Source organism: Nonomuraea sp. CA-141351, from assembly GCF_050944675.1.
GTDB lineage: Bacteria > Actinomycetota > Actinomycetes > Streptosporangiales > Streptosporangiaceae > Nonomuraea.
Window position 1 is genome coordinate 8,284,287 of sequence record NZ_CP191982.1, and the last position, 21,771, is coordinate 8,306,057.

Sequence of the window (21,771 nt, forward strand, 5' to 3'; positions counted from 1 at the left end):
ATGAGCATCTCGCCCCGTCCCCGGCGGCACTCGCCGACCGGGGACGGCATCCCCGATGCACCGATGCGTGCGTGGCGTCGACCCGCTGCGATGGCCGCGCTCACGCTGGTTCTCGCCGTGGTCGTCCCGACTGACGCCGTCCGGGCGCAAGGCCGGTGCCATGCGCCCAGCTTGATCGCCCACCGCGGGTATCCCCTGTCGGGATCGGAGAACACGCTCACCTCGCTGCGCCGGGCGTTGGGTGCCGGCGCCCGGCAGGTGGAGATCGACATCCGCTTCACCAAGGACCACCAGCCGGTGCTCATGCACGACGCCACGCTGGATCGCGCCACGAACGCCAGCGGGCTGGTGGCCACTTCGAGCCTGGCCCGGCTGCGCACAGTGCGCGGCGGCGACGGGCTCGCGCCGCCCACCTTGGCGCAGGCACTGAGCGCGCTGCGCGGCCACGCCGACCTGGCGCTGATCGAGCTGAAGACCGTCCCGGACGAGGCCGACAGCCAAGCCCTTGCCACCGTCTACCGTCGCTATCACGCCTACCGCTGGGCCGCACTGACTTCGTTCCTGCCCGATGCCCTATCCCGCGTCGCCTCCCTGCCGATCGCTCAGGGCCTGGTGGCCCGCACTCCGCCCTCTCCTGCTCAGGCGCGGCGCTACGCCTTCGTCGCCATCCGCCACGACCAGTTGTCCCGCTCGTGGGTGCACCGCTACCACGCCGCCGGAGTGCCCGTCTACGCCTGGACCCCCGACACCCCTACCGCCTGGCGAGGCCTGGCCGATTACGGCGTCGACCGCATCATCACCGACCGCATCCTCCAATACGCCACCTGGGCGCGAACCCTATGCGCCCGCTGATCACTCCTCCGACGTTTCGCCTGCCCACCCGCCTGTCCCGAAGGGAAGCACGATGACTGAACAGCACTCCCACCCACACCACCATCACGGTGAAGTGGGCTGCGGGAGCGACACTGCCCCCTGCGCCATCGAGCCCGAGGGTCAGCCAGCAGCGACGTCCGGGACCGAGCTCCCGGACTGCGGCCCCGGGCACTGCCACGACGATCACGGACTCAACGACCGATAGCCCCTCCCTCCGAGGGTCAGCCCGGTGGCCGTTCACTGCCATCGTTCGCCGCACTAAGGCCACCGGGCACCGCGCCTGCTGCCGGAGCACGACACTCCCCCGCTGACCCGGGCGCCGATGGTGAAAGGTTCGGTGACACCCCGCCATGCATGTAACGCACGAAGAGCACGACCATGGCCTTCATCTCCCGCACAGCCACGCCTCGACCGTGAACGGCTCCGTGTCGTTGCCGGTCCAGGTGAACGGGCACCTGCTGACCGCCGCTCTGGTGCACAACCAGGTCTTCAGCGTCGTACGGCTGCGTTCGGGTTACGACCTGGCCGAAGTGGACGACTTCCTGGCCCGCGTGGAGACCACGCTCAGCCGGCTCTGGCAGGACAACGCCCACCTGCGAGAACGTCTGGCGGCCGGCTCGGCCGTGCCACCCGCGAGCGCCGACGAGCTGGCCGCGGCGGAGCAGACCGCGCAAGAAACGATCACGGCCGCACAGCGGGAGGCCCACCAGATCCTGGCCACGGCCCACGCCGACGCCGAACAGCTGCAACGCCAGGCCACCGCAGCGGCCGGCGCACTGACCCAGGCCGCCCACCAGGCCTACCGCGAGACCATCGAAGAACAGATCAACCAACTCGACAGCGCCATCGCCGACCACGGGCGGCAACTGCACCAAGCCCTGCACGCCCGGCTCGGCCACCTGCGCGTCGTGCTGGAGGATCTCACGACGCCCGACCACGGCGCCCACGAGGCCTCGCCTCTGTCCCCAGGACCGGCGACCGCACCATTGCCCGCGTACAACGACTCCGCCGCACCTGCATGACCGGACCGGCTCCCCCTGGCCTAGTCACTATTCGCGCTGCGTTACCTCGCACTGTCGCCAGAAAGGCCGCGCCATGTCCATGCCGCTCGGAGGGCCGGCACTACCGGTGGCTCTTCAAAACCCGACCCTCGAGGCCGCCCTGCCGGGCTGGGCGACCTGGGCAGCCGTGATCCTGGTCGCGCTGTCCACGCTGGCCGGTGCCCACCTGGCCCGGCGCAACGTCGCGGCGATCAGCGTCTGGCTGGCCATCGCTTCGGCCCTGATGCTCATCACGGCCCTGGTCGACCTGCTGCCCGACGCCTGGAAGGAAGCCGCGGCCACCGGGGTGCCGCTGTGGGTGGTGGGCCTGGCCGGAGTGTTCGGTTTCGTCGTCATCACGTACTTCACTCGCAAGGGATGCGGCCACAACCACGATGACGCCCCCGCCGGCGGCCGCCACGCGCCGGGCCTGCACCGCCGGGTCAAGCAGGCCGTCAGCGCCGCCGTTTACGGCGGCGTCGGCACCGCCGCCGCGATGTCGCTGCACCGCATGATCGAGGGCGCCACTCTGGCGCTGGCCGCCTCCGCCATCGTGGTGAGCGCCCTGGTGATCCACTCCGCCAGCGAGGGGCTGGCCCTGACCGCACTGCTCGACCTGGCCCGCAGACGGCTCACGCCCTGGCTCGCGATCTCCTGCCTGGCCCCGGCCGGCGGCGTCGTGCTCGCCGGCGTGGCGCCCCTGCCGGCGCAGAGCGTGCCGATCCTGCTCGGCATGGTCACCGGCGTGCTGCTGCGCACCGCGGTGATCGGGCTGACGATAGCCCGCGACAGCCGACGCCTCTCACGTCGCCACGTCATCCTCACGGTGGCCGCCGTGACAGCCGTCGGAGGCCTGCTGGTCACGACGCAGACTCTCCTTTCGGAGGATCCGCCTCCAGCGGCCATACCCATCGCGGCCGCCCAGGGTGCCGGCCCGCGGCCCGCCCCGCGCCCCCGCACGCCAAGCCCGCTTCCGACGCCGTCACCTCAGCCGATGACGTTGACGCAGCTGCGCGCCGCCGTCGCCACCGGCCGGCTCGGCCTGGAGGCGCTGCTGTCACGCAGGGACCTGGCCATCATCGGCGCCAACGCCGTGACATTGCTCCGCGCCCTCCCGGGACACACCACCACCGAAATCACCCAGACTCTCCGCCAGGCGAAGATCGACGGTGACGCCAGCATCGGCGACCTCACCCTGCGCCAGCGCCACCTTCTTCTTTCTGGCCTGGGTCACGTACCGCCGAGCCCGAGCCGGTGACTGCCGCGGCGCGTCGATCCGCCGGTTCCCCGAGGAGGCGGATGAACTCCAGGCACCGAGGTGGCCGCGCCCGGCCGGGGGGGAGACGGGCGGCGGTGTCTTGCCGTCAGCGCTCGATGAACACCGGTTTGGAGTAGAACCACAGGTCGGCCCACGGGTCGGAGCGGTGCGGGTCGGGCTGGGGCTCGGGCTCGTCGGTGTTGGTGCCGCGGACGCGGACGTACATGGGGCCGTCGATGTCGCGCAGCGTGTGACGGACGACGATCTCGTCGCCCTCGCGCGGCCACTGGCTGGGGCCGTAGCGGGCCTCGACCTTGGTGGTGGGGTTGGTGTCGGCGGAGCGGTCCTTGGCCGGGCCGGTGAGCCGGCCGGTGATGATGTCACCCGGCTGACCTGCGGGCGCTCGCCCTTGGCGGTCGGCGTACGCGGCACGCGGAAACGGCGCACGGCGGCTCCGGCTGTCTCCCGGCGAACGGCCGGCCCCCTGGCCGGCAGGATGACGGCCAGGGGGCCATCTGCCCCCAACCTGATCACCGCGCGACGCGAAGGACTGCCTCCCGGGAGCGGGCGACAACGGCGGTTTCGTCGTCGACTGTGATGATCGGACGCTGGATGAGGATCGGGTACGCGGCCAGCGTCTGGATCCATCGGCCGCGGTCGGCCTGGGTGCGTGGCCACTCGGCCAGTCCCAGGTCGGCCGCGACGGGTTCGCCCAGCCTGGTGATGTCCCATGGCTCCAGTCGGAGCCGCCGCAGCACCTCCTCCAATTCCTGGGTGCTCGGCGGGTCTTCCAGGTAGCGGCGCACCGTGTAGTCGACCTGCTCACCGTCCAGCAGAGACAGCGCCGACTGGCACTTGGAGCAGGCGGGGTTGATCCAGATCTCCACCGGGTCAGCCGGCGATGGCGGTGATCAGGACCAGGACCACGGTCACGACGGCGAGCACGCCGTGGGCCGCGACCACCGGCACGGGGAAGTTGCTCTCGGCCGGGGCCGACTGCTGCCCCGCGGACACTGTGGCACGTACGCGCCTGGCAGGGATCCAGCGGGCCAGCATCGTGAAGCCGAGCGCGGCCACCGGCACCAAGATGATCAGCGCGGTCCAGGCCAGGGCGTGGTTGCCGGTGAGCAGGTAGGCGATCCACACCACGAGGCCGACGGCGGCCAGCGCGAAGTGGCCGAAGATGACCGGGACCGGCAGGTGGCTGCCGCTCCCCTGCTTGGCGCCGCCCCGGGAAAGCCAGCCGGCGAGCAGGTAGAAGCCGCCCAGCGCGGTGAGGACCCAGGTGACGAGTGCGGCGATTTCCATGGAACACCTCTTACTTCGATCGGAGGAACCCTTCGGCCTGGGCGTCCTCGTCGACGACGCGGACGCCGTAGCGGAAGGCGAGCTTGCCGCCCAGGTGTCCGGCGACCGCGAGGACGGCCAGGCTGGCGGCGTTGAGCGCGAGCATCCCCAGCTCCGTACGGTCATCGGATCGCCACAGGAAGTTGGCGGCGTAGGCGAGAGTCACCAGGAGGTTCAGGCCCATGTGGAGCACGGCGGTCCGGAAGGCACGGGTGCCAGTGGGGATGGCGAACAGGTCCAGCGCGCCCACGCACGCCGCGGCCAGCGCGCCGATCACGCCGATGGCGATCAACCAGCGTGCCCCGCGAACGAGGAACTCCGGGTCGCGGACGAGCTGGGCAGCGATGTCGAACACCAGGCTGGACACCCAGGCACCGATGGGCACGGTGACCAGGATCGGGTGGTACGGGTGCCCGTACGGTCCGGCCAGGGCCGGGCTCATCGGCTTCTTGGCAGTATCCACGACGACCGTTCCCTCCAGCGTAGTTTCGCTAATCAATGTTGGTCTTATTCGCGTGGAGCCGTCAAGTCAGCGGTTAACGCCCGTGGAGATTGGAGGTATTTTGGCTGAGTGACCACCAACGACGTCGCGATCGTCAGCGTCCTGGGCGAGGAGTCGCGCCGGGAGATGTTCGACTACATCCGCCGGGCAGGCCGTCCCGTCACCCGCGACGAGGCGGCGGCCAGTGTGGGCATCTCCCGCAAGCTGGCCGCGTTCCACCTGGACAAGCTGGTCGCGGCGGGCCTGCTGCGCGCCGATTACGCTGCCCCGGAAGGGGTGCGCAAGGTAGGGCGCCGGCCCAAGGTCTACCTGCCCGGCGACGCCGAGATCCGGGTCACCATCCCCGAGCGGCGGCATGCGCTTCTCGCCGACCTCTTCCTGGACGCCATCCTGACCCAGCGCGACGGAGAGGCGGGCAATGAGGCGGCGATCAGGATCGCCCGGCAACGCGGGCGCGGCCTGGGCAGCGACGAGCGCGACCGGTCCCGGCCGGGCAGGCTCGGCGCGGAGCGCGCCCTCACCTTCTGCCAGCGCATGCTCGAACAGCACGGCTTCGAGCCTTACCGGACCAGCCCCACAGACATCCGGCTACGCAACTGCCCCTTCCACCCGCTGGCCGCCAAGGCCCCCGATCTGGTCTGCGGCATGAACCAAGGCTTCCTGTCGGGCTACCTCGAAGGTCTCCAGGCCACCGGCGTCGAAGCGGTCCTGGACCCCCAACCGGGCGAATGCTGCGTCCGCCTGACCGTCCCCTAAGAGATCGTGTCAGGAATGCTCGTCACCCCACAAGCGGATGCCTGCTTGCCGACTGCGGGTGACAAAATTCGCCATCCGGATGCGTGATCGGGCCATGGCCGGGACCTTGCCGCTATGGCGATGATGGGGCGATGACGAACCTCGACCTGACGATCTCGTACGAGCGCGACGGCTATCTCGTCCTCGACCACGCCCTCGACCCAGGCGAGGTCGGCAAGCTGCTCGAAGAGGCCGTCCGCATCTGCCGGGGCGAGCTCGGCGACATCCGCGGCGCGCTCCCCGCCAGGACCACCGACACCGACGACGACGTGCTGCGCAGGTTTCTCTGCGTCCACTACCCGCACAAGCTCTCCGGCCTGATGCTCGCCACGATGCGCCATCCGGCGATTGTTTCGGCGCTCACCTCGCTGATCGGCCCGAACGTCAAGGCGATGCAGTCGATGTTGTTCATCAAGTCCGAGGGTGAACCGGGGCAGGCGTGGCACCAGGACGAGCTGTTCATCCCGACCCGCGACCGTTCACTCACGGCGGCCTGGCTCGCGCTCGACGACGCCACCGTGGAGAACGGGTGCCTCTGGGTACTGCCGGGATCGCACCGGCGTGGCGTGCTCTACCCGAACCGCGAGCACGACGACCCCCGCTACGACTGCACGGTTGAGTCCTACGGCTTCCCGTTCGACGACTCCGACGCGGTGCCCGTCGAGGTCGCGGCGGGCTCCGTGGTGGTGTTCAACGGCTACCTGTTGCACAAGTCGCTGCCCAACACCGGCCGCCACGGCTACCGGCGGGCGCTGGTCAACCACTACATGAGCGCCGAATCCCTGCTGCCCTGGGCCGCCCCGGCGGAGGGGACGGGCATGGCGCAGGCGGACTTCCGGGATGTCGTCCTCGTCGCCGGCTCCGACCCATACGCGTACAAAGGTCTCCAGGACGTGCGCCGGCCGCGCATCCGCCCGAATCGCGACGGCGGCTGTGACAGGTGACGATCTCCGTCGATCTGGCGGCCCGGCTCGGGCCGAGTGTCGCGGACTATCCGCCCGGCTCGACCTTCGGCCCGCGGGAGGCCAGGTCGTACCAGTTCGTCTGGCTCCTCGGAGGCAGCGCCACCTGGCTGTGGGACGACGTCGCGCTGCCGCTGACTCCGGGCAGGCTGCTGCTCATCCGGCCAGGTATGCGTGACGCGTTCCGCTGGGATCCTCGCACCCCGACCCGGCACGCGTACGTGCATTTCACGCTCACCGGTCAGGTGCCGGCAAGCTGGCCGCTGGTACGGGACCTGACCGGACGGCACGACCCGATGGGCGCCCTGTGCCAGTATCTGCTCTGGCTGGGAGCCGAGTGCCCGCCGGGATGGCAGGTCCAGGCCTGCGAGACGCTGCGCCTGCTGGTGCTGACGTTCCTGGCCGATCCCGCGCCGGCGCACCGCACGCCGGCGGCCCTGCCGACACTGGTGATCGCGATGATGCGCGCGGTGCGCGAGCACTGGTCCGACGGGGTGGCCAGGCCGGTCCCGATGCGGGAGCTCGCCTCGGCCGCCCGGGTCTCGCCGAGCACGTTGTCGCGTACGTTCCGCCGCACGTTCGGGGTCGGTCCTGTCGCCGCCGTCGAACTGCTCCGGCTGGCCAGGGCCGAACCGCTGCTGTGGCAGAGCAACCTGCCCATGCAGGCGATCGCCCTGCAGTGCGGCTTCGCGGACGCGTACCACTTCTCCCGCCGGTTCCGCGCGATCTACGGCATGGCGCCGACCACGTTCCGCGTCACCGCGCCGGAGGTCGCGCCACCGTCACCGGCCGAGTCCTGTGGCCTCACGGTGCTGCAACCGCTCGTCCAAGACCGCTGACCCTGCGGCTCAAGGGCGGCCGGCAGTCACCAGCGACAAGGCCCTCGCGCTGCTGCCCTATTTCGCCGGCCTGCGCTCCAGCCTGGCCTCCCGCTTGGACCTATTGAGAGAAGTGTACTGAACGGCATTCTTGCAAACGCCCGACAGGATTCGGCAATGGTGGCTGCAGCGCAATGTCTGCCGGGAGTGAGCTTTCGCCCGAATACGAAACGGCGTGTCCTTCTTGGGAGGCAGGCCTCTGTCGCGACCCAACCACGCCCTGAACATTCAATTAACAAGACCTGCGGGCTGCTGACACCGCCCGGCTGGAGGTTCACCAGCAGTTTCGCGCGGTGTCGCTGCATCCACCCGGAAGCGCCAGTAGACTGCCAGGCATCCTGGCAGAGGGTAGTAGACTCCGGTGCGACATCTCGCTCGGTTTGCATCAGCCCCGAGTAAGGGCGATGTCAGGCGGGAAAGGCACTTCAAGACAAGGGGAAAGGCAGCTTTGTCAACCTTTGTGATATTTGATCTTGAGTTCACATCATGGCCGGGAGCGCTTGAACAGAATTGGTCGGCCCCGGGGCAGCTTCGTGAGATCGTGCAGATCGGCGCCTTGCGTTTGAGGGAAGACTATTCCGTTGTCGAGGAGTATGAAGCACTGGTCCGGCCGGTGATTAATCCGCAGTTGTCCACATATTTTACTGAGCTCACCGGCATCAGCCAGAGAGCGGTGGATCAATACGGGCTATCCCCGGCTGTAGCGCTTGGCGACTTCCTGGGATTCTGTCAGGGCCAGTCTGTGCTCTCCTATGGCAACGACATGGTCGTACTCGGAGAGAACATGGGTTGGGTGCGAGCTCGCGGAGAAGAGATCAAGCACAGCTTTCTCGCCGCTCGCTTCTTGAATATCCAGCCCTGGTTGAACACTATCGCGCCGGTGACGGCACCGGCCAATGTCGGCCGCCTGTGGCAGGTGCTCGGCCTGCCCAAGCCTGCGTCGGGGCGCGAGCATTCGGCTCTTTTCGACTGTCATTCGTTTGCCGCGGCCATCAGGCACCTGTGCAATGCCGGGGCCACCCTGCCAGAGGGTTGCCTTTACAGAGGTTGAGAGGTTGCGGTGACTCGGCGTGAGTGCGTGCCTTTCTCCTGGTCGGTGACTATCGCGGTGGGACGCGGTCTCTGGATGGTGGTTGGTCTGAGCCCGGCACTGCCAGGGCCAAGCGCTAGCGGGTGCGCACGCACGCCGCAGGTGTGGTGCCGTCGCAGGTGGCGCGCCTGGAACACGCGGGCAGCGGTGGACCCTGGCTATGGGAGCAGGGCCAGAACCGCGTTCGCGTGCTGTACGACCTGGACGCGCATCCATCACATTCCTGACAAGGGCCGAAACAAAGGGTGATATAGCGGGGTGGACGAGGCAGTCGAGCCCGGTGCACACTGATCCGCATGCACGATCATCAACCACAATGGCATGCCGCTCTGCCGGGCGGAGAGCAACCGGCATGGGCGTTGATCGGCCCAGGGATCGCTGCGCTCACCGGTCTGTACCTGCTAAGTGCGCCCTTGGGGCCCATGCTGCGGATTTCTGTGCAGTCATCCCTCCATTTGTCCGGCCAGGCCGTCCTGCTCACGACTCTCGCTGCGTACCTGGCCGGCGCGGCAGCGGGTGGAGCGCTGGGTGTCAGCCTTGGTGGCCGTTTTCTGATGACAGTGGGCATGTCGGCCATCGTCTTCATGATCATTGGTGTGCTGCTGGACGCGCTCGCCGCCAACGCCGGAATGTTGCTGACCGGCCATGTTCTGAGCGGGCTCGGCGCCGGCGGCGCGGCGGGGGCGACGGCGGCATTCGCGCGGCGGACGGGCCCCCGCCGGGGCACGGTGTTCGCGATACTGGCGGCTCTTGGTGTCCTCGCCCTGATTCTTGGCCCGTTCATCAGTCAATGGCTGACAGGCGCGCTCGGGTGGAGGTGGGGGTACCTCATCGCGGTGGTTCCTTTGGTCGCGGCGCTGATCGCTGCTGCCGTCAGCGGACTTGTGCTTCTCCTGACCCGGCGACCTGCGCAACCGCATTCGGCCGGCATGCCATATCCACCAGCCGGACAACAGCCCTGGAGCGCCCCTCCGGGGACCTGACCGAAATCTCGCTCATGGCACTGCGCCTCACCAGGGAGGACGCTCGGTCGTGGACACGCGGCTCGGGCCGATGAACCGTTAGACGGCTTTGCCCACGCGGCTCGTGCTCCACCAAGAGCGGCTGGCGTCAGCGGGTGAAAAGGGCGCGGTGGAGCATTTCCCACACGCGTTTGTGGCGGTTGTCGCGCTGGGCGACGTCCTTGGTGTTGACTGCGCCCTCGCCCATGGAGATGGCGAGCATCAGGTCGTCGATGTCGACGACGGGGTGGACGATGCCGGCCGCGCGGCCGTGGTCGAGGAGAGGCTCGAAGCAGGCCGCGATGCGGCGGGAATGCTCGATGAACCATTGCATGTCCAGGACGAACGAGCGGAGCGGTCGTCGTCGGCGACATCAACCTGTCCGGCGCGCAGGCCACCACCGCCAAGATCACCGAGGGGCGACCTCGGGCGCGACAAGTCGCTGCTCGACACCGACCTTGACGTGTGGGAACGGACTCTGGACGTCAACGTCCTGGGTTATGTCCGTACGGCTCGCGCCGTCCTGCCGCACCTGCTGGACAACGGCGGCAGCAGCATCGTCAACTGCTCCTCCGGCGCCGCGGTCAGTGCCGGCGACCGCAAGCGCCCCGCCTACGGGGCATCGAGTCGGCGGTCAACGCGCTCACCCGTCATATCGCCGGGAGGTTCGGCCCCAAGGGCGTGCGCTGCAACGGAGTGATGCCCGGCCTCGTCATGGGCGAGACGCAGGCGGCGCAGAACGACGTCCAGCTCCAGAAGATGTTCCTGGAGCACGTCCCCACCACCCGGCTGGGCCGCCCGAGCGACCTGGCCGCGGTCGTGGCCTTCCTGCTGTCCGACGACGCCGAATGGATCAACGGCCAGGTGTGGGCCATCGACGGCGGCGCGAACATGCGCGCCTGACCGGCACAGGGCCGGCGCCACCGAACGGAAAAGTAGGCGACGCCGACTCGTCGGACTCGGACCCTGCCTGCAGCGTCAGGCCAACGAGACATCGCGTTGCTGGGCTTCTCCTGCATGGCCGCACCGCTGCTTGGGCAGCCCGTCAGCTGCTCGGCTCACACGGCCCCCGGTCCCATCCCGAAAGCCGCCCTGGTGATTGTCGTGGGCAGGGCGCCGACCAGGCAGTGCGGTGCATGGGAGTCGGCGGAATTCCCAGCCGGGCGGCGAACCGGCCTACGAGCACAACGGAAGACGGACGACGAAGCAGGCACCTCGATCGCTGTCCTGGATGGTCAGCGTGCCGCCGTGGCTCTCGGCGATCTGCCGGGCTATGGGGAGACCGAGCCCCACGCCGCCGGCATCCCTGCTGCGCGCGGTGTCCAGCCGGGTGAACCGCTGGAATACCGTTTCGCGCTGGTCGGCGGCGATTCCGGCGCCGTCGTCGAGTACCTCGAGTTCCGCGACGCCCCTCGGGAATCTCGGGTCGGCGGCCGGGTTGCCGTCCCCGCACCAGAGGGTGACCGTGACCGTAGATGACGCGTACCGTTGAGCGTTCTGAACCAGGTTGCCGATCAACTCGCCAAGCCGTGACTGGTCACCCATGACCGTGACGCCCGGTGTCAGGCGTTGGACGACCTTCCTACTCATGCGATGGTTCTTCAGCTCCTTGGCGATGAGTTCGGCCAAGTCGACCGCCCGTCGCTCACAGGGGAGGCCGGCGTCCAGTCGAGTGAGCGTCAGCAGGTTGGACGCGATCGACTGGAGCCGCTCGACGCTCGGGAGTACGGCGTTGCACAGCCCGGCCAGTTCGATGTCCTCTGGCGCCAGGAGGGCGTCCTCCATCTGGGCGCGGATGGCGGTGATCGGACTGCGCAGTTCGTGTGAGGCGTCGGAGCAGAACCGCCGCTGCTGTTCCAGTACGTCCTCCAGCCGGTCCAGCGTCTGGTTGACGCTGTGGGCCAGCAGATAGATCTCATCTTGGGCCGCGGGGACGGGGACCCGGCGCCGGAGGTTGCTGCTTCGGATGTGGTCGAGTTGAGCCCGAATGGCGTTGACCGGTCTGAGGGAGCTGGTGACGGTGTGCCGCGATCCGTAGGCCACCGCGATCGTGAAGATGACCGTCCCCCCGATCAAGAGGGCCGCCACAATCGGATAGACGTAGAACGGCAGCGCCGGTGCGGCACTGTAGATCGTCCAGTCGCCGTCGCGATAAACGTGTTGCGCGACGACGATGTGGCATCGTCCGGACGCGAAGACGGAATGGCAGACGACGGCACTGGCCACGCGTTGCGGGCCCTTGGGCGAGAAGTGCGCCATGACCGGCTGGTGCTGCAGATCCTTGGTCGCGGCGACGACCTGCCCGCGCGGATCGACCACCTGTACAGGGCGGATCAGGTCCTGCGAGATGGGCGGAAGCGGATTGACGATTTCCCCCCGGTCGACGTAGTACGCGGTCAGCTCGCCCACGGCCGTCACCTCTTTGGTGAGGTTCTGGGTGGCCATCCTGTTGATGGCGAACAACAGGACGGTGGAGAACACGACGCAGAGCGCACCCACCGCCGCGCCGGTGAACAGCGCCACGCGGCCTCTGATCGAGTAGTTTCCAAGCCTCATGATGATCCCTTTTCACGTGACCGGACTCGCGGCAGCCGAAGGACGAAACGAGCCCCGCCCGCGGTGCTCTCTTCGACGCTGAGGGTGCCGTGATGCGCATGAGCGATGTCACGGGCGATGGCCAGGCCCAGTCCGGTGCCGTTGTGGTCGAGCCGGCGGCCGTCGTCCAACCGGGTGAAACGGTGGAACACCCGCTCCCGGTCGTCGACCGCGATGCCCGGCCCGTCGTCGCTGACCGCGAGTTCGACGGCGGCGTGGGTGGCACGCACCTCGACCCGTACGAGATGTTCCGAGTGCCTCTGGGCGTTGTCCAGCAGGTTGGCGAGCAGCCGGCCGATCTGGGACGGCACGGCACTGACGGTGGAGCCGTGGGTTAGCTGGAGCCGTACCGGGAGCCGATCCGCCCGATGAGAGATCTCGTTCTGGACCAGCGCGGCGAGATCGAGTTGCTGTCGTTCTGCGGATGCGCAGGTGCGTATCCGAGCCAGGGACAGCATGTCATCGGTGATCGCCTGGAGCCGCTCCACCTGATACAACGTCGCTCCGAGCAACTCGGGCAACCGAGCCTGACGGGGATCCTGTTGTGCGTCTTCCAGATGTGTCAGCAGTCCTGCGATGGGATTGCGCAATTCATGGGAGACATCGAAGGCGAACTGCCGTTGGCGGCGCGCAATCTCCTCCACTTCTCTCTTGGCCTTGCTCATACGTCCCAGAACCTTGTTGATCGTGCGACACAAGCGGGTGATCTCTTGCGCGTCTCCAGGTTCGGAGATGCGAGCGGGCACGGCTCTGAAGTCGATCGCAGCGAGTTCGGCACGGATCGTCCCCAGGGGGCGCAGCAGCCTGCCGGCCACCTTCCAGGCGCTCCAGCCGACCAAGACGATCAGCTCGACGGTACGGAGCCCCACGCTCAACGGAAGAGAGCCAGGCCATGCAAGGCCCCGGAGCGGCGGCCTCGCATGGACGGCGTACGTCGTTCCCAGATGGATCTGAGGCACCACCGATTGCAGACCGTTCCGCCCTTGCAGGGCGCCGGCCTGGGCTATCAGATATGTCCCCGCTCCAGTGCCGAGGATGGTGAGTACGGCCACAACCGCAGCCACGACGGTGACCAGAAGAGTGATCTGTCCTCGGAGCGAACGCGGCCTACACCGGTTCCACATCGATGGCTCCGTGCGAGCCGCTTGTCGCACAGGGCTCGAATGCGGCGGTCGCAGGAGGCGCCGGCGGATTGGGTCGGCGGAGCCGGCTCGGCGCGGGGGCGTACCGGTTTCCTGGCGGTGGTGAGAGGCCTTTCGCCGGTATTCGTCCTCGTCGATCTCCCCGCGAGCGAACTTCGTGAAGGCCGACCTCTCGCATGCTGAGAGTTCGTGCCACTTGGCCGTCGATGATCTACCGGCCAGCAGGTGCGTGAAGACTTTGGCGCCGACCATCCACGTGAGCAGCGCCACCAGAGGCCACAGGAGTACCAGGCAGTTGCTGGGCAAGTCCACCATTGCCATCCTTTCGAAAGGGATTCAAGGGATGTCAGGCTTGACGAGGGCGGGAGTCGCGTAAGCGGTCTGCCAGATGAACCAATATGAGCCTGAACCGTGCAGGAAGCCGCCGCATCGCACATCCGTGTGAATCCCACTCCCGGCGCATGTGATCAACAAGCTTCACAGGCGTGTTTGCGGGGCTCCGTACGGCTGGTGTGTAATGCATTTATGGGGGACGTATCCCGATATGTCCCGGAAGCGGCAGGTTTGCCCGACTCCCGCATATCCTCGTGGCCCGGCTGGCGTGGCCGTACGCGGGAGTGGGAGCTCCTCGCCGGCTTGATCCGGGCGGCTCGAGCCGGCCGGGGTGGAGTCTTGTTGGTCGAGGGCCAGCCGGGAGTCGGAAAGAGCCGCATGCTCGACGTGGCCGCCACCGCCGCCGAGGAGGCAGGACTGGATGTCGCCAGGGGCGTGGCGGACGAACTGACCCAGTTGATACCACTGGCCCCGCTGTTGTCGGCCCTCGGGGAATCCAGTCGTACTCTTTCCAGGCGCGACAACGCGAACCTTCCGGATCCGACCGATCATCGACTGCTGTTGCTGGAGCACCTGCAGGAACCGCTGGAACGGCGGGTGGCCCAGGGGCCGTTGGTCCTGACGCTGGATGACCTGCACTGGGCCGACCCGATGACTCTGCTGGCCCTTCGGTCGATCACGAGAGACCTCGCCTCCTACCCGCTCATCTGGGTGTTGGCCCGTACGAGCGGCAGCGGCGACGTTCCCCGCCTCAACCGTCTGTTCGACGTGCTGGAACACGACGGCGCGACGCGGATCAGGCTGCAAGCGCTGGAGGAGCGAGCAGTGGCCGATGTCGTCACCGATGTCCTTGGGGCGGCGCCCGATCCAGACGTGCTGGGCCTGGCCGCCCTCGCGGACGGCAATCCGTTCCTACTCGTTGATCTCCTTGAGAAGCTCAAGAGCGAGGGCGTGTTCCAGGTCGCCGATGGTCACGCGCGGATGGTGCCGGCACGGCTGCCGCAGGCTCGGGTGGTGACGCAAGAACGCCTGGAAGGGGTGTCCGCACGGACCAGGCATCTGCTTCAAGGCGCCGCAGTCCTGGGCCGTTCTTTCTCGGTGAAGGATCTCGCCGAAATGCTCGGCGAGTCGACCAGTGGCCTGTTGCCCATGCTGGAGGAGGCGATGTCGGCGGGCATCATTGAAGCCGCAGGGGATGAGCTGGCCTTCCGGCACGACCTGCTGTGGCAGGCTGTGGTCGGCACCATCCCAGCCCCCGTGCGGCAGGCTCTGCACCGCGACGCAGGAGACATGCTGCTCAAACGAGGCGGATCAGCTGTTCCCGCCGCCGCACACCTCATTCACGGCGCCGGCCGCGGTGACGCATCCGCACTGCTCGGACTGGATCAAGCGGCGCGCGAGGTGCTGCGATCCTCGCCCCAGACCGCCGCCGACCTCGCCCAGCGGGCGCTCGAACTCAGTGACCTCGCTGACCCTGAGTGGCACAATCGTGCCGCCACAGCGGTCGACGCCTTGACCGCCATCGGGCGGCTGCCGGAGGCGGCCGATCTTGCCCGAGCCGCACTCAGCAGGGCACCGCCTGCTCAGGCGCCCCGCCTGCGATGCGCGCTGGCGTACATCCTGCTTCTGAGCGGCCGACCGGCAGACGCGGTAGCCGAGGCCGAAAGCCTGCTCACCCAGCGAGAGATCTCAGATGACCTTCGCGGCATCGCCGAATGGGCGGTGTTCTGGGGGCTCATCTGCCTGAATGACTTCGGGAAGGGGCGGCTACGGGCCGGGGCCGTTCTCGCCGACCGCGAGCGACACAGCGACGCCGCCGTCGTCGGGGCTCTCCTCCTGCTCGCCCGGTTCGCCATAGTCGATGGGCGGGTCGCCGACTCGTTCGCACACTTGCAGGAAGCCCTGCAGATCGCCGACGGCGGCACCGTCGAAGCCATCCAACGGCCCTATGCGCGCCTACTGCTGAGCCTCAATTACAGGGCCATGCGACAGTTCGAGGCGGCCGATATCGCCATCCAAGCCGCCGAGGAGGAAATCAAAGCTCTCGGGCTGACCGTGCTCGCCGCACAACCCGCGCTGTTCCGCTCCGTTCTGCGACTGGCCGCCGGTCGACTTGATGACGCCGCCGCCGAGGCCCAAGCCGGGCTGATGATCGCCGATGAGCTGGGCACGCAGGGGTTCGTCCGCGTCGGGGTGTCCATGCTTGCTCTCATCGCCATGCGGCGAGGCGACATCGAAGCCGCAGTCCACCACATCGAGCGATACCACTCCATACATGCCGCGCCCGGGATGTTGTTCGGGTCGGTGTGGGAAAGGTGGGTGATAGCGGCAGTGACCGAGGCCCAAGGCGATCCCGAACAGGCGATGGACATCCTCCACGCCATCTACACCGACAAGGAGGAGCGGCGCTGGGCGCTCATCACGACGCCTCTCATGGCCGCATGGATGACACGACTGGCGCTGGCCACGGCGAATCGCCCGTATGCGCAGACCATCGTCGACACGGCCGAATCCCTGGCCAAGAACAACCCCGACTTCCCTGTCATCGCCACCACGGCCGCCCACGCCCGCGGCATTCTTCACAAGGACCCGGGGGCGTTGGCCTCCACCGCCGATCAGCCTGAACCGTGGGCACGCGCCTCAGGCGCCGAAGATCTAGGAGTCCTGCTGGCCGCCACACCCGGCGCCTCCGCACGGGAGCAGGCCATCAAAAGCCTGGACCAGGCACTCGACGGCTACCTGTGCATCGGTGCGCTGCGGGACGCGGCACGCGTGCGAGCGAGACTGCGCGCATTGGGTGTACGGCGCCGCCACTGGGACCAATCACAGCGGCCCGCCTTCGGCTGGGACAGCCTCACCGACACGGAGCGCGCTGTGGCGGGGCTGATCGCCCGAGGATTGACCAACCGTCAGGCCGCCGCGCGAATGTTCCTCTCCCCGCATACGGTCTCCACCCATCTTCGCCGGATCTTTGCCAAGCTCGACATCGCATCCCGTGTCGAACTGGCCTGTATCGTCGCCGACGAGAGTCCGGCCATGCTCCGGGACTCATAGCCGTGGCGCCGGAGGACCAACAAGCCCACGGCGCTCGCCGTCCCGTCGGCGTGTGCATGTCGGGCGCTCACGGCTGCCCGTTCAGCAGGGGCATCGGACGAGACGTGCACGATGCGGCAGAGCAGGCGATCAGCGCACCGAGCGGATCGCGTCCTCGATCACCCGCGTCACGGCCTCCGGATGCGACAACAGCGTGCGGTGGGAGCCGCCGGCGAACGTGGTGATCTTCGCGTGCGCCCGTTTCGCCATGGCCCGCTGCGAGGCCGGGACGATGATGCGGTCGCCGGTGGCGATGAAGTACCAGGACGGGATCGCCTTACACGCCGCGGCCTTCGACGGCGTCGTGAACGCGGCCGTGGAGGCGCCCGCTGGGAGGCCCAGAGCCGGTCGGCGGTGTCGCGGGGCAGTCAGCGATGACTGTCGTCCTCCCTGGAGTGCTATCCCTCCGGCCGGTTCAGGAGAGTGGCGAGCGCGGTGCGATCGTTGACGCCGGTCTTGTCGTAGATGGCGTACAGCGTGTTCGCCACGGTGCGGACGGACACGACGAGCCGCTCGGCGATCTCGCGGTTCGTCAGCCCCTGGGCGGCCAGCACCGCGATCTCGCGCTGCCTCGGCGTCAGGCCGGGGACGTCGAGGTCCATCAGGGCGAGCGTACGGGCGCCCTGGCAGCGCTGGGAGAGCCACCAGGCCCGAGTCTCCGCCGCCCGTGCGCCGCGCCACAGCCCGGACTCGCGGTAGCGGGTCGCTGCCTGCGCCGCCGCCTCGGCCGCGTACAGCAGCAGACCGAGGCGTTCGAAGCCCTCCGAGACCGCGTCGAGTTCCGCGCCGTCGCGGGCGGCGGCATGCCGCGCGAAGAGGGCGACCAGCGGGCTCTCTACGTCGAGCGCGGCGAGCCGTGCGGACACCAGGTCGGGACGGCCCAGCCGGACGACGTCGTGCAGCGCGAACGGCATGTCGCAGGGCAGCGCGCTCTCGGCGGTCTCCAGGCAGAGCTCGACGGCCCCGGCGACGTCGCCGCGCCCGGCCAGGGTCCATGCCTGGGCGAAGCGGAGGGGCAGGATGGCGTACGGGCCGATCGGCATGCCCATGGCCTCCGCCCGCACCAGGGCATCCTCGGCCGCGGCGACGTCGCCGAGCAGCGCGTACGCGTGCGCGAGCTCGCCCAGGCAGGCTCCGGCCAGCACGTTGCGGGCGGGCAGCCGCGCGACGGTGTCGCGGGCCCAGGCGAGGGCGTCGGTGAGCCGGCCACGCAGCCGCAGCACGCGAGCCTTCAACGTGCCGAACTCCAGGATCGCCCGCGTCCAGCTGCCGAACCGGCCGCTCAGGCCGTATCCCTCGTCGGCGAGCCGCTCGGCGGTGTCCAGGTCGCCGAGCAGCAGCGCGGCGTTCGCGGCGTGCCCGGTCAGGGCGGCGGACAGGCTGCGCATGGCGTCCGGTTCCTTCGCGAGCCGGGCGCCGGCCTCCTCCACGCGGGCCAGGCATTCCACGGCGCGGCCCCGGGCCAGCAGGACGGCCGCCTCGGCCCCGCCGATCATGCGTTCGCCGTGCGGGCTGAGCGGGCCCATGTCCCGTGTCCGCGCCAGCAGGTCCTCGGCGGCGGCGATGTCGCCGGTGAGGGCGGCCAGGACGGCCCGCATGATGAACGTGCCCTGCCGTCCTTCGACATCGCGGGCCAGCCGGGTGGTCTCTTCCAGGACGGCTCGCGCCCGCGGGACGTCCGCGAGCCCGACGGTCAGGTTCAGTGCGCGCTGCACGCCGAGGTCGATCCGGGCCTTGTCGCCCATCTCCGCTGCCCAGGCGGTGGCGTACATCTCCTCGGCCTCGGCGTGCCGGTCGCTGTAGAACAGCACGGTACCGAGCGCGGCCAGCGCGGGCGTCCCGCCGCCCGCGGCCACGGCCGCGCGTCCGAGCCGTACGGCCAGCTCCAGGTCGCGGATGACCCTGGCACGCTCGCAGCCGGCCAGCAGCAGCCCGGGATCGCCGGTCATGCCGGCGTCCAGCCGCCAGACGGCGACCCTGAGCACGTCCTCGCGCCGTCGAAGCCCGGCCTCGGTGACCGCCTGGGCCAGCCGGCGCATCATCGTGCGCGCGCGCAGCACCCCGCAGCCGTCCCTGATGACCTCGCCGTACAGGGGGTGCGCGAGCCGTACCTGGAGCCGCCGGCCGTCCGGCTGCACGGTGACGAGCTGCCGGTCCTCCAGGTGCTGGACGGCGTCGAGCGACCCGAGAACGGCCAGCAGGTCGGCGCCGAGCGGCTCGCCGTACGCCAGGAGCTCCAGCGCCTCACGCTCCCGCGCGGTCAGCTCGCCGATGCGGGCGGCGATGGTCTCGCGCAGCGTGGGCGTGATCGTCAGCGGCCCGCGCCAGCGCCACACGTCCCCGTCCTGGGTGAGGATCCCGGACAGCACGAGCTCGTGCAGGTAGAGGGCGTTGCCCTGGCTGGCGCGCCACAGCCGCGCCACGGTCGCGGACTCCACCCGGCCGCCCAGAGCGGCCTCCAGGACGGCCGCCGTCTCCTCCACGGAGAACGGCTCCAGCTCCAGCCGCGGCACCAGGCCGTCCTTCCACAGCGCGAGCACCGCGTCCGGCACGGGTGCCCGGCTGCGGAGGGTCGCGATCACGCGGGTGCCGCCCCGCGTCACGAGGTGGTGGACGAGCGCGGCCGAGGCCGGGTCGAGCAGGTGGGCGTCGTCCACCACCAGCACCGGCGCGCGCAACGCGGCGGCCGCCCAGCCCAGCGGGTTACCGGTGGGCGGCGTGGCGGGCAGCAGCTGGGCGAAGGCGCCGAGCGGGAGCTCTCCGGCGGCCGCGGTGGCCCGCGCCCAGGCGACCCCGTCGAGGCCGTGTACGGCCTGCGCCACCAGGCGGCTCTTGCCTGTCCCAGGCGGGCCGGCGACGACCACGCCCCTGGAGGCGGACCTGATCTCCGCCAGTTGCACCGCACGTCCGATGAACGGCCAGGAGACTGCCACGGCGAAAGCGTATTTGAGTAGGCCATGCTCATGCGAGAGCATTATCGTCCGTAGCATGCTGGGCCCATGACCATCACGCTGACCCCCGGACTGACGGACCTCGTCCGCGCGAGCCTCGGAGACCCCCTGGCCGAGATCGCGGAGCAGCACGTCGAGCTCCTCCACCACGGCTCCGGGTCGCTGTCGACAGCCTCGCTCCACCGCGTGCGTGGCACGACGACCGGCGGCGTGAGCTGGTCGTTCTTCGTCAAGTCGATCCATGCGATCAAGCACTCGGCCTGGTTCGCGAAGATGCCAGAAGGGCTGAGGGCCGAGGTGCTCGCGAACTTCCCCTGGCGGGCCGACGCGGACGTCTACCTGGCCCGGCCTTCGCTTCCCGCCGGATTGCGGCTGCCCCGGATGTACCGGCTGGACGACCTAGGGGACGACCGGTTCGTCATGTGGCTGGAGGACGTGCAGGTCACGCCCGCCGCGTGGGACCTGGACCGCTACCGCGCCGCCGCCCGCCTGCTCGGCGACCTGGCCGCCGCACGGCCCGTGGCGGGCCGGTCGTCCGCGTCGCGCGACCCGCTCAACCGCGGCCTCCGCTATTACTGCGAGGGTCCGGTCGCCAACCTGTTCCTGCCGATCCTGCGGGAACCGGCGACGTGGCGCCACCCGCTGGTCGCCCGGCACGCCGACCCCCTGCTCCGGGCCGACCTGCTGGCCCTCGCCGACCGGATCGACCCGCTGCTGGAGGCCTTGGACCGTCTCCCGCACACCCTCGTCCACGGTGACGCCGGCCCCATGAACCTGCTGATCCCAGCAGACGGCTCGGCGGAGTTCGTGGCCGTCGACTGGAGCTGGCCGCACCCGGCGGCCGTGGGCTTCGACCTCGGCCAGCTCCTGGTCGGCCGGGCGCACACCGGCGAGCTCGACCCCTCGGACCTGCCCGCCGTCCACGAGGCGATCGAGGCCGCGTACGCCGACGCGACGGCCGGCATCGCGGACCCCGGCGAGGTCTCCCTCGGTTACGTCGCCGCACTCGTGCTGCGCAGCGCGTGGACCGCGATCCCCTTCGAGCTCCTGGACCAGGAGCCCACCCCCGAGCTGCACGACCTGTTCCGCAAACGGGCGGCGCTCGCCCGCTTCATCGTCGACCTGGGGCGGTCGTTGCGCCTCTGCGACGGACGCTGACCACGCGGCGGACCCGTGCGTGCACCACCAGCCGGACGCCGACCCCACTGGCCGCTCGTCCGCTTCTATGGTGCGCCGCCGGCTGATTCGTGAGGCAGCGGTGCCAGGCTCGGCCCTCTGGGGCGCATCGGTGTGGCACGCTCACCGGCGCCCGCCGACGAGCATGTAAGCGATCGTCTGGAGGTATTCGGCCCTGACCCGCGGCTTGTCTGCTTCGCTCGCCTCGGCCAGCGCCATCCCCGCGGCGCCGAGGATGTGGAAGGTGATGTGCGTCATCGGCTCCAGAGGCAGCGGCGGGATGTCCCCGCTGTCCAGCGCCGCCCTGATCAACTGCTCGATGAGCCCGTAGGAGTACTTCCCCTCGTGCTCCTTCCAACGTTGCCAGCCGAGCGCGATGGGGGCCTCCTGCCAGACCACTCGGCCGTAGACCGGATCGCAGCAGCAGTCGAGGAACGCCTCCACTGCCAGCAGCCCCGCCTGCCACGGTTGGGTGGCACCCGAGCCGGCCTCGCTGACCTTGCGGATCATCTCGGTCTCCAGGACGTCGAGGACCGACTCGAGCAGCGCGATCTTGTTCGCGAAATGGTGGTAGACCGCGCCACGGCTGGCCTGGATGTCGGTGGCGACGTCCTCGAGAGTCGTCCCGGCGAAGCCGTGCTCCGCGAACCGGCGCGTGGCCGCCTCGAGTATGGCGGTCTTGGTGGCCTGCGAGTACTGCTCGCGCCGGCTCTTGACAGATGACATACGCAGAGT

General features: G+C 69.3%; 21 protein-coding genes. 12 read left to right on the forward strand and 9 right to left on the reverse strand.

Annotated elements, in window-relative coordinates:
- From ACQPWU_RS39035 to ACQPWU_RS39045, 3 genes are all read left to right on the forward strand, one after another.
- Positions 1–852 (forward strand): glycerophosphodiester phosphodiesterase, encoded by an 852-nt coding sequence (locus ACQPWU_RS39035; RefSeq protein ID WP_433430656.1) that lies wholly within the window; start codon positions 1–3, stop codon positions 850–852.
- Positions 853–1,286: 434 nt separating this feature from the next.
- On the forward strand, positions 1,287–1,895 hold the full coding sequence (locus ACQPWU_RS39040; RefSeq protein WP_433430658.1) for a DivIVA domain-containing protein: 609 nt from the start codon (positions 1,287–1,289) through the stop codon (positions 1,893–1,895).
- A gap of 106 nt (positions 1,896–2,001) precedes the next feature.
- Positions 2,002–3,171, forward strand: coding sequence for a hypothetical protein (locus ACQPWU_RS39045; protein WP_433430659.1), 1,170 nt, complete (start codon positions 2,002–2,004; stop codon positions 3,169–3,171).
- 106 nt (positions 3,172–3,277) lie between these two features.
- On the opposite strand, the gene ACQPWU_RS39050 is transcribed toward ACQPWU_RS39045, so the two are convergent.
- The 4 genes from ACQPWU_RS39050 to ACQPWU_RS39065 are packed head-to-tail and all read right to left on the reverse strand — an operon-like array spanning position 3,278 to position 4,981.
- Positions 3,278–3,745: a hypothetical protein gene (locus tag ACQPWU_RS39050; protein WP_433430661.1), complete on the reverse strand. Its 468-nt coding sequence runs from the start codon at positions 3,743–3,745 to the stop codon at positions 3,278–3,280.
- Positions 3,702–4,058 carry an ArsC/Spx/MgsR family protein gene (locus ACQPWU_RS39055; RefSeq protein WP_433430663.1) on the reverse strand — a complete coding sequence of 119 codons (357 nt, stop codon included), beginning with the start codon at positions 4,056–4,058 and terminating at the stop codon, positions 3,702–3,704. Before ACQPWU_RS39055 ends, ACQPWU_RS39050 begins: the two co-directional genes overlap by 44 nt.
- 4 nt (positions 4,059–4,062) lie before the next feature.
- A complete protein-coding gene (locus ACQPWU_RS39060; RefSeq protein ID WP_433430665.1) occupies positions 4,063–4,479 on the reverse strand; it encodes a hypothetical protein in 417 nt (138 codons plus the stop codon).
- A gap of 10 nt (positions 4,480–4,489) precedes the next feature.
- Positions 4,490–4,981, reverse strand: coding sequence for a DUF2231 domain-containing protein (locus ACQPWU_RS39065; RefSeq protein WP_433430666.1), 492 nt, complete (start codon positions 4,979–4,981; stop codon positions 4,490–4,492).
- A gap of 108 nt (positions 4,982–5,089) precedes the next feature.
- Between ACQPWU_RS39065 and ACQPWU_RS39070 the strand changes: the two genes are divergently transcribed.
- The 5 genes from ACQPWU_RS39070 (at position 5,090) to ACQPWU_RS39090 (ending at position 9,728) form a co-directional block, all read left to right on the forward strand.
- Positions 5,090–5,776 carry a helix-turn-helix transcriptional regulator gene (locus ACQPWU_RS39070; RefSeq protein ID WP_433430668.1) on the forward strand — a complete coding sequence of 229 codons (687 nt, stop codon included), beginning with the start codon at positions 5,090–5,092 and terminating at the stop codon, positions 5,774–5,776.
- A gap of 131 nt (positions 5,777–5,907) precedes the next feature.
- Positions 5,908–6,759 carry a phytanoyl-CoA dioxygenase family protein gene (locus ACQPWU_RS39075; protein ID WP_433430670.1) on the forward strand — a complete coding sequence of 284 codons (852 nt, stop codon included), beginning with the start codon at positions 5,908–5,910 and terminating at the stop codon, positions 6,757–6,759.
- The gene (locus ACQPWU_RS39080) at positions 6,756–7,616 is read left to right on the forward strand and encodes a helix-turn-helix domain-containing protein (protein WP_433430671.1); all 861 of its coding nucleotides are present in this window, start codon (positions 6,756–6,758) and stop codon (positions 7,614–7,616) included. Before ACQPWU_RS39075 ends, ACQPWU_RS39080 begins: the two co-directional genes overlap by 4 nt.
- A gap of 487 nt (positions 7,617–8,103) precedes the next feature.
- Positions 8,104–8,706 (forward strand): exonuclease domain-containing protein, encoded by a 603-nt coding sequence (locus tag ACQPWU_RS39085; protein ID WP_433430672.1) that lies wholly within the window; start codon positions 8,104–8,106, stop codon positions 8,704–8,706.
- A gap of 335 nt (positions 8,707–9,041) precedes the next feature.
- Positions 9,042–9,728: an MFS transporter gene (locus ACQPWU_RS39090; protein WP_433430673.1), complete on the forward strand. Its 687-nt coding sequence runs from the start codon at positions 9,042–9,044 to the stop codon at positions 9,726–9,728.
- A 127-nt stretch (positions 9,729–9,855) separates the two neighbouring features.
- On the opposite strand, the gene ACQPWU_RS39095 is transcribed toward ACQPWU_RS39090, so the two are convergent.
- A complete protein-coding gene (locus ACQPWU_RS39095) occupies positions 9,856–10,080 on the reverse strand; it encodes a hypothetical protein (protein WP_433430675.1) in 225 nt (74 codons plus the stop codon).
- Here ACQPWU_RS39095 and ACQPWU_RS39100 point away from each other — a divergent pair.
- Both ACQPWU_RS39100 and ACQPWU_RS39105 read left to right on the forward strand, forming a co-directional pair.
- The gene (locus ACQPWU_RS39100; protein ID WP_433430676.1) at positions 10,060–10,446 is read left to right on the forward strand and encodes an SDR family NAD(P)-dependent oxidoreductase; all 387 of its coding nucleotides are present in this window, start codon (positions 10,060–10,062) and stop codon (positions 10,444–10,446) included. The genes ACQPWU_RS39095 and ACQPWU_RS39100 overlap by 21 nt on opposite strands.
- Positions 10,368–10,649 (forward strand): SDR family NAD(P)-dependent oxidoreductase, encoded by a 282-nt coding sequence (locus ACQPWU_RS39105; protein ID WP_433445400.1) that lies wholly within the window; start codon positions 10,368–10,370, stop codon positions 10,647–10,649. Before ACQPWU_RS39100 ends, ACQPWU_RS39105 begins: the two co-directional genes overlap by 79 nt.
- 273 nt (positions 10,650–10,922) lie before the next feature.
- Here ACQPWU_RS39105 and ACQPWU_RS39110 read toward each other — a convergent pair whose 3' ends face one another.
- Both ACQPWU_RS39110 and ACQPWU_RS39115 read right to left on the reverse strand, forming a co-directional pair.
- Positions 10,923–12,302: a sensor histidine kinase gene (locus ACQPWU_RS39110; RefSeq protein ID WP_433430678.1), complete on the reverse strand. Its 1,380-nt coding sequence runs from the start codon at positions 12,300–12,302 to the stop codon at positions 10,923–10,925.
- Positions 12,299–13,210 (reverse strand): sensor histidine kinase, encoded by a 912-nt coding sequence (locus ACQPWU_RS39115; RefSeq protein WP_433430680.1) that lies wholly within the window; start codon positions 13,208–13,210, stop codon positions 12,299–12,301. The genes ACQPWU_RS39110 and ACQPWU_RS39115 overlap by 4 nt, the downstream gene beginning before the upstream one ends.
- Positions 13,211–14,008: 798 nt before the next feature.
- Between ACQPWU_RS39115 and ACQPWU_RS39120 the strand changes: the two genes are divergently transcribed.
- Positions 14,009–16,870 carry a helix-turn-helix transcriptional regulator gene (locus ACQPWU_RS39120; RefSeq protein WP_433430682.1) on the forward strand — a complete coding sequence of 954 codons (2,862 nt, stop codon included), beginning with the start codon at positions 14,009–14,011 and terminating at the stop codon, positions 16,868–16,870.
- A 437-nt stretch (positions 16,871–17,307) separates the two neighbouring features.
- Here the strand turns inward: ACQPWU_RS39120 and ACQPWU_RS39125 are convergent, their stop codons facing one another.
- Positions 17,308–19,842 (reverse strand): LuxR C-terminal-related transcriptional regulator, encoded by a 2,535-nt coding sequence (locus tag ACQPWU_RS39125; protein ID WP_433430684.1) that lies wholly within the window; start codon positions 19,840–19,842, stop codon positions 17,308–17,310.
- Between the two features lie 66 nt (positions 19,843–19,908).
- Here ACQPWU_RS39125 and ACQPWU_RS39130 point away from each other — a divergent pair, with 66 nt between their 5' ends.
- A complete protein-coding gene (locus tag ACQPWU_RS39130; protein ID WP_433430686.1) occupies positions 19,909–21,018 on the forward strand; it encodes a hypothetical protein in 1,110 nt (369 codons plus the stop codon).
- A gap of 141 nt (positions 21,019–21,159) precedes the next feature.
- On the opposite strand, the gene ACQPWU_RS39135 is transcribed toward ACQPWU_RS39130, so the two are convergent.
- On the reverse strand, positions 21,160–21,762 hold the full coding sequence (locus tag ACQPWU_RS39135; RefSeq protein ID WP_433430687.1) for a TetR/AcrR family transcriptional regulator: 603 nt from the start codon (positions 21,760–21,762) through the stop codon (positions 21,160–21,162).
- Positions 21,763–21,771 lie beyond the last annotated feature (9 nt).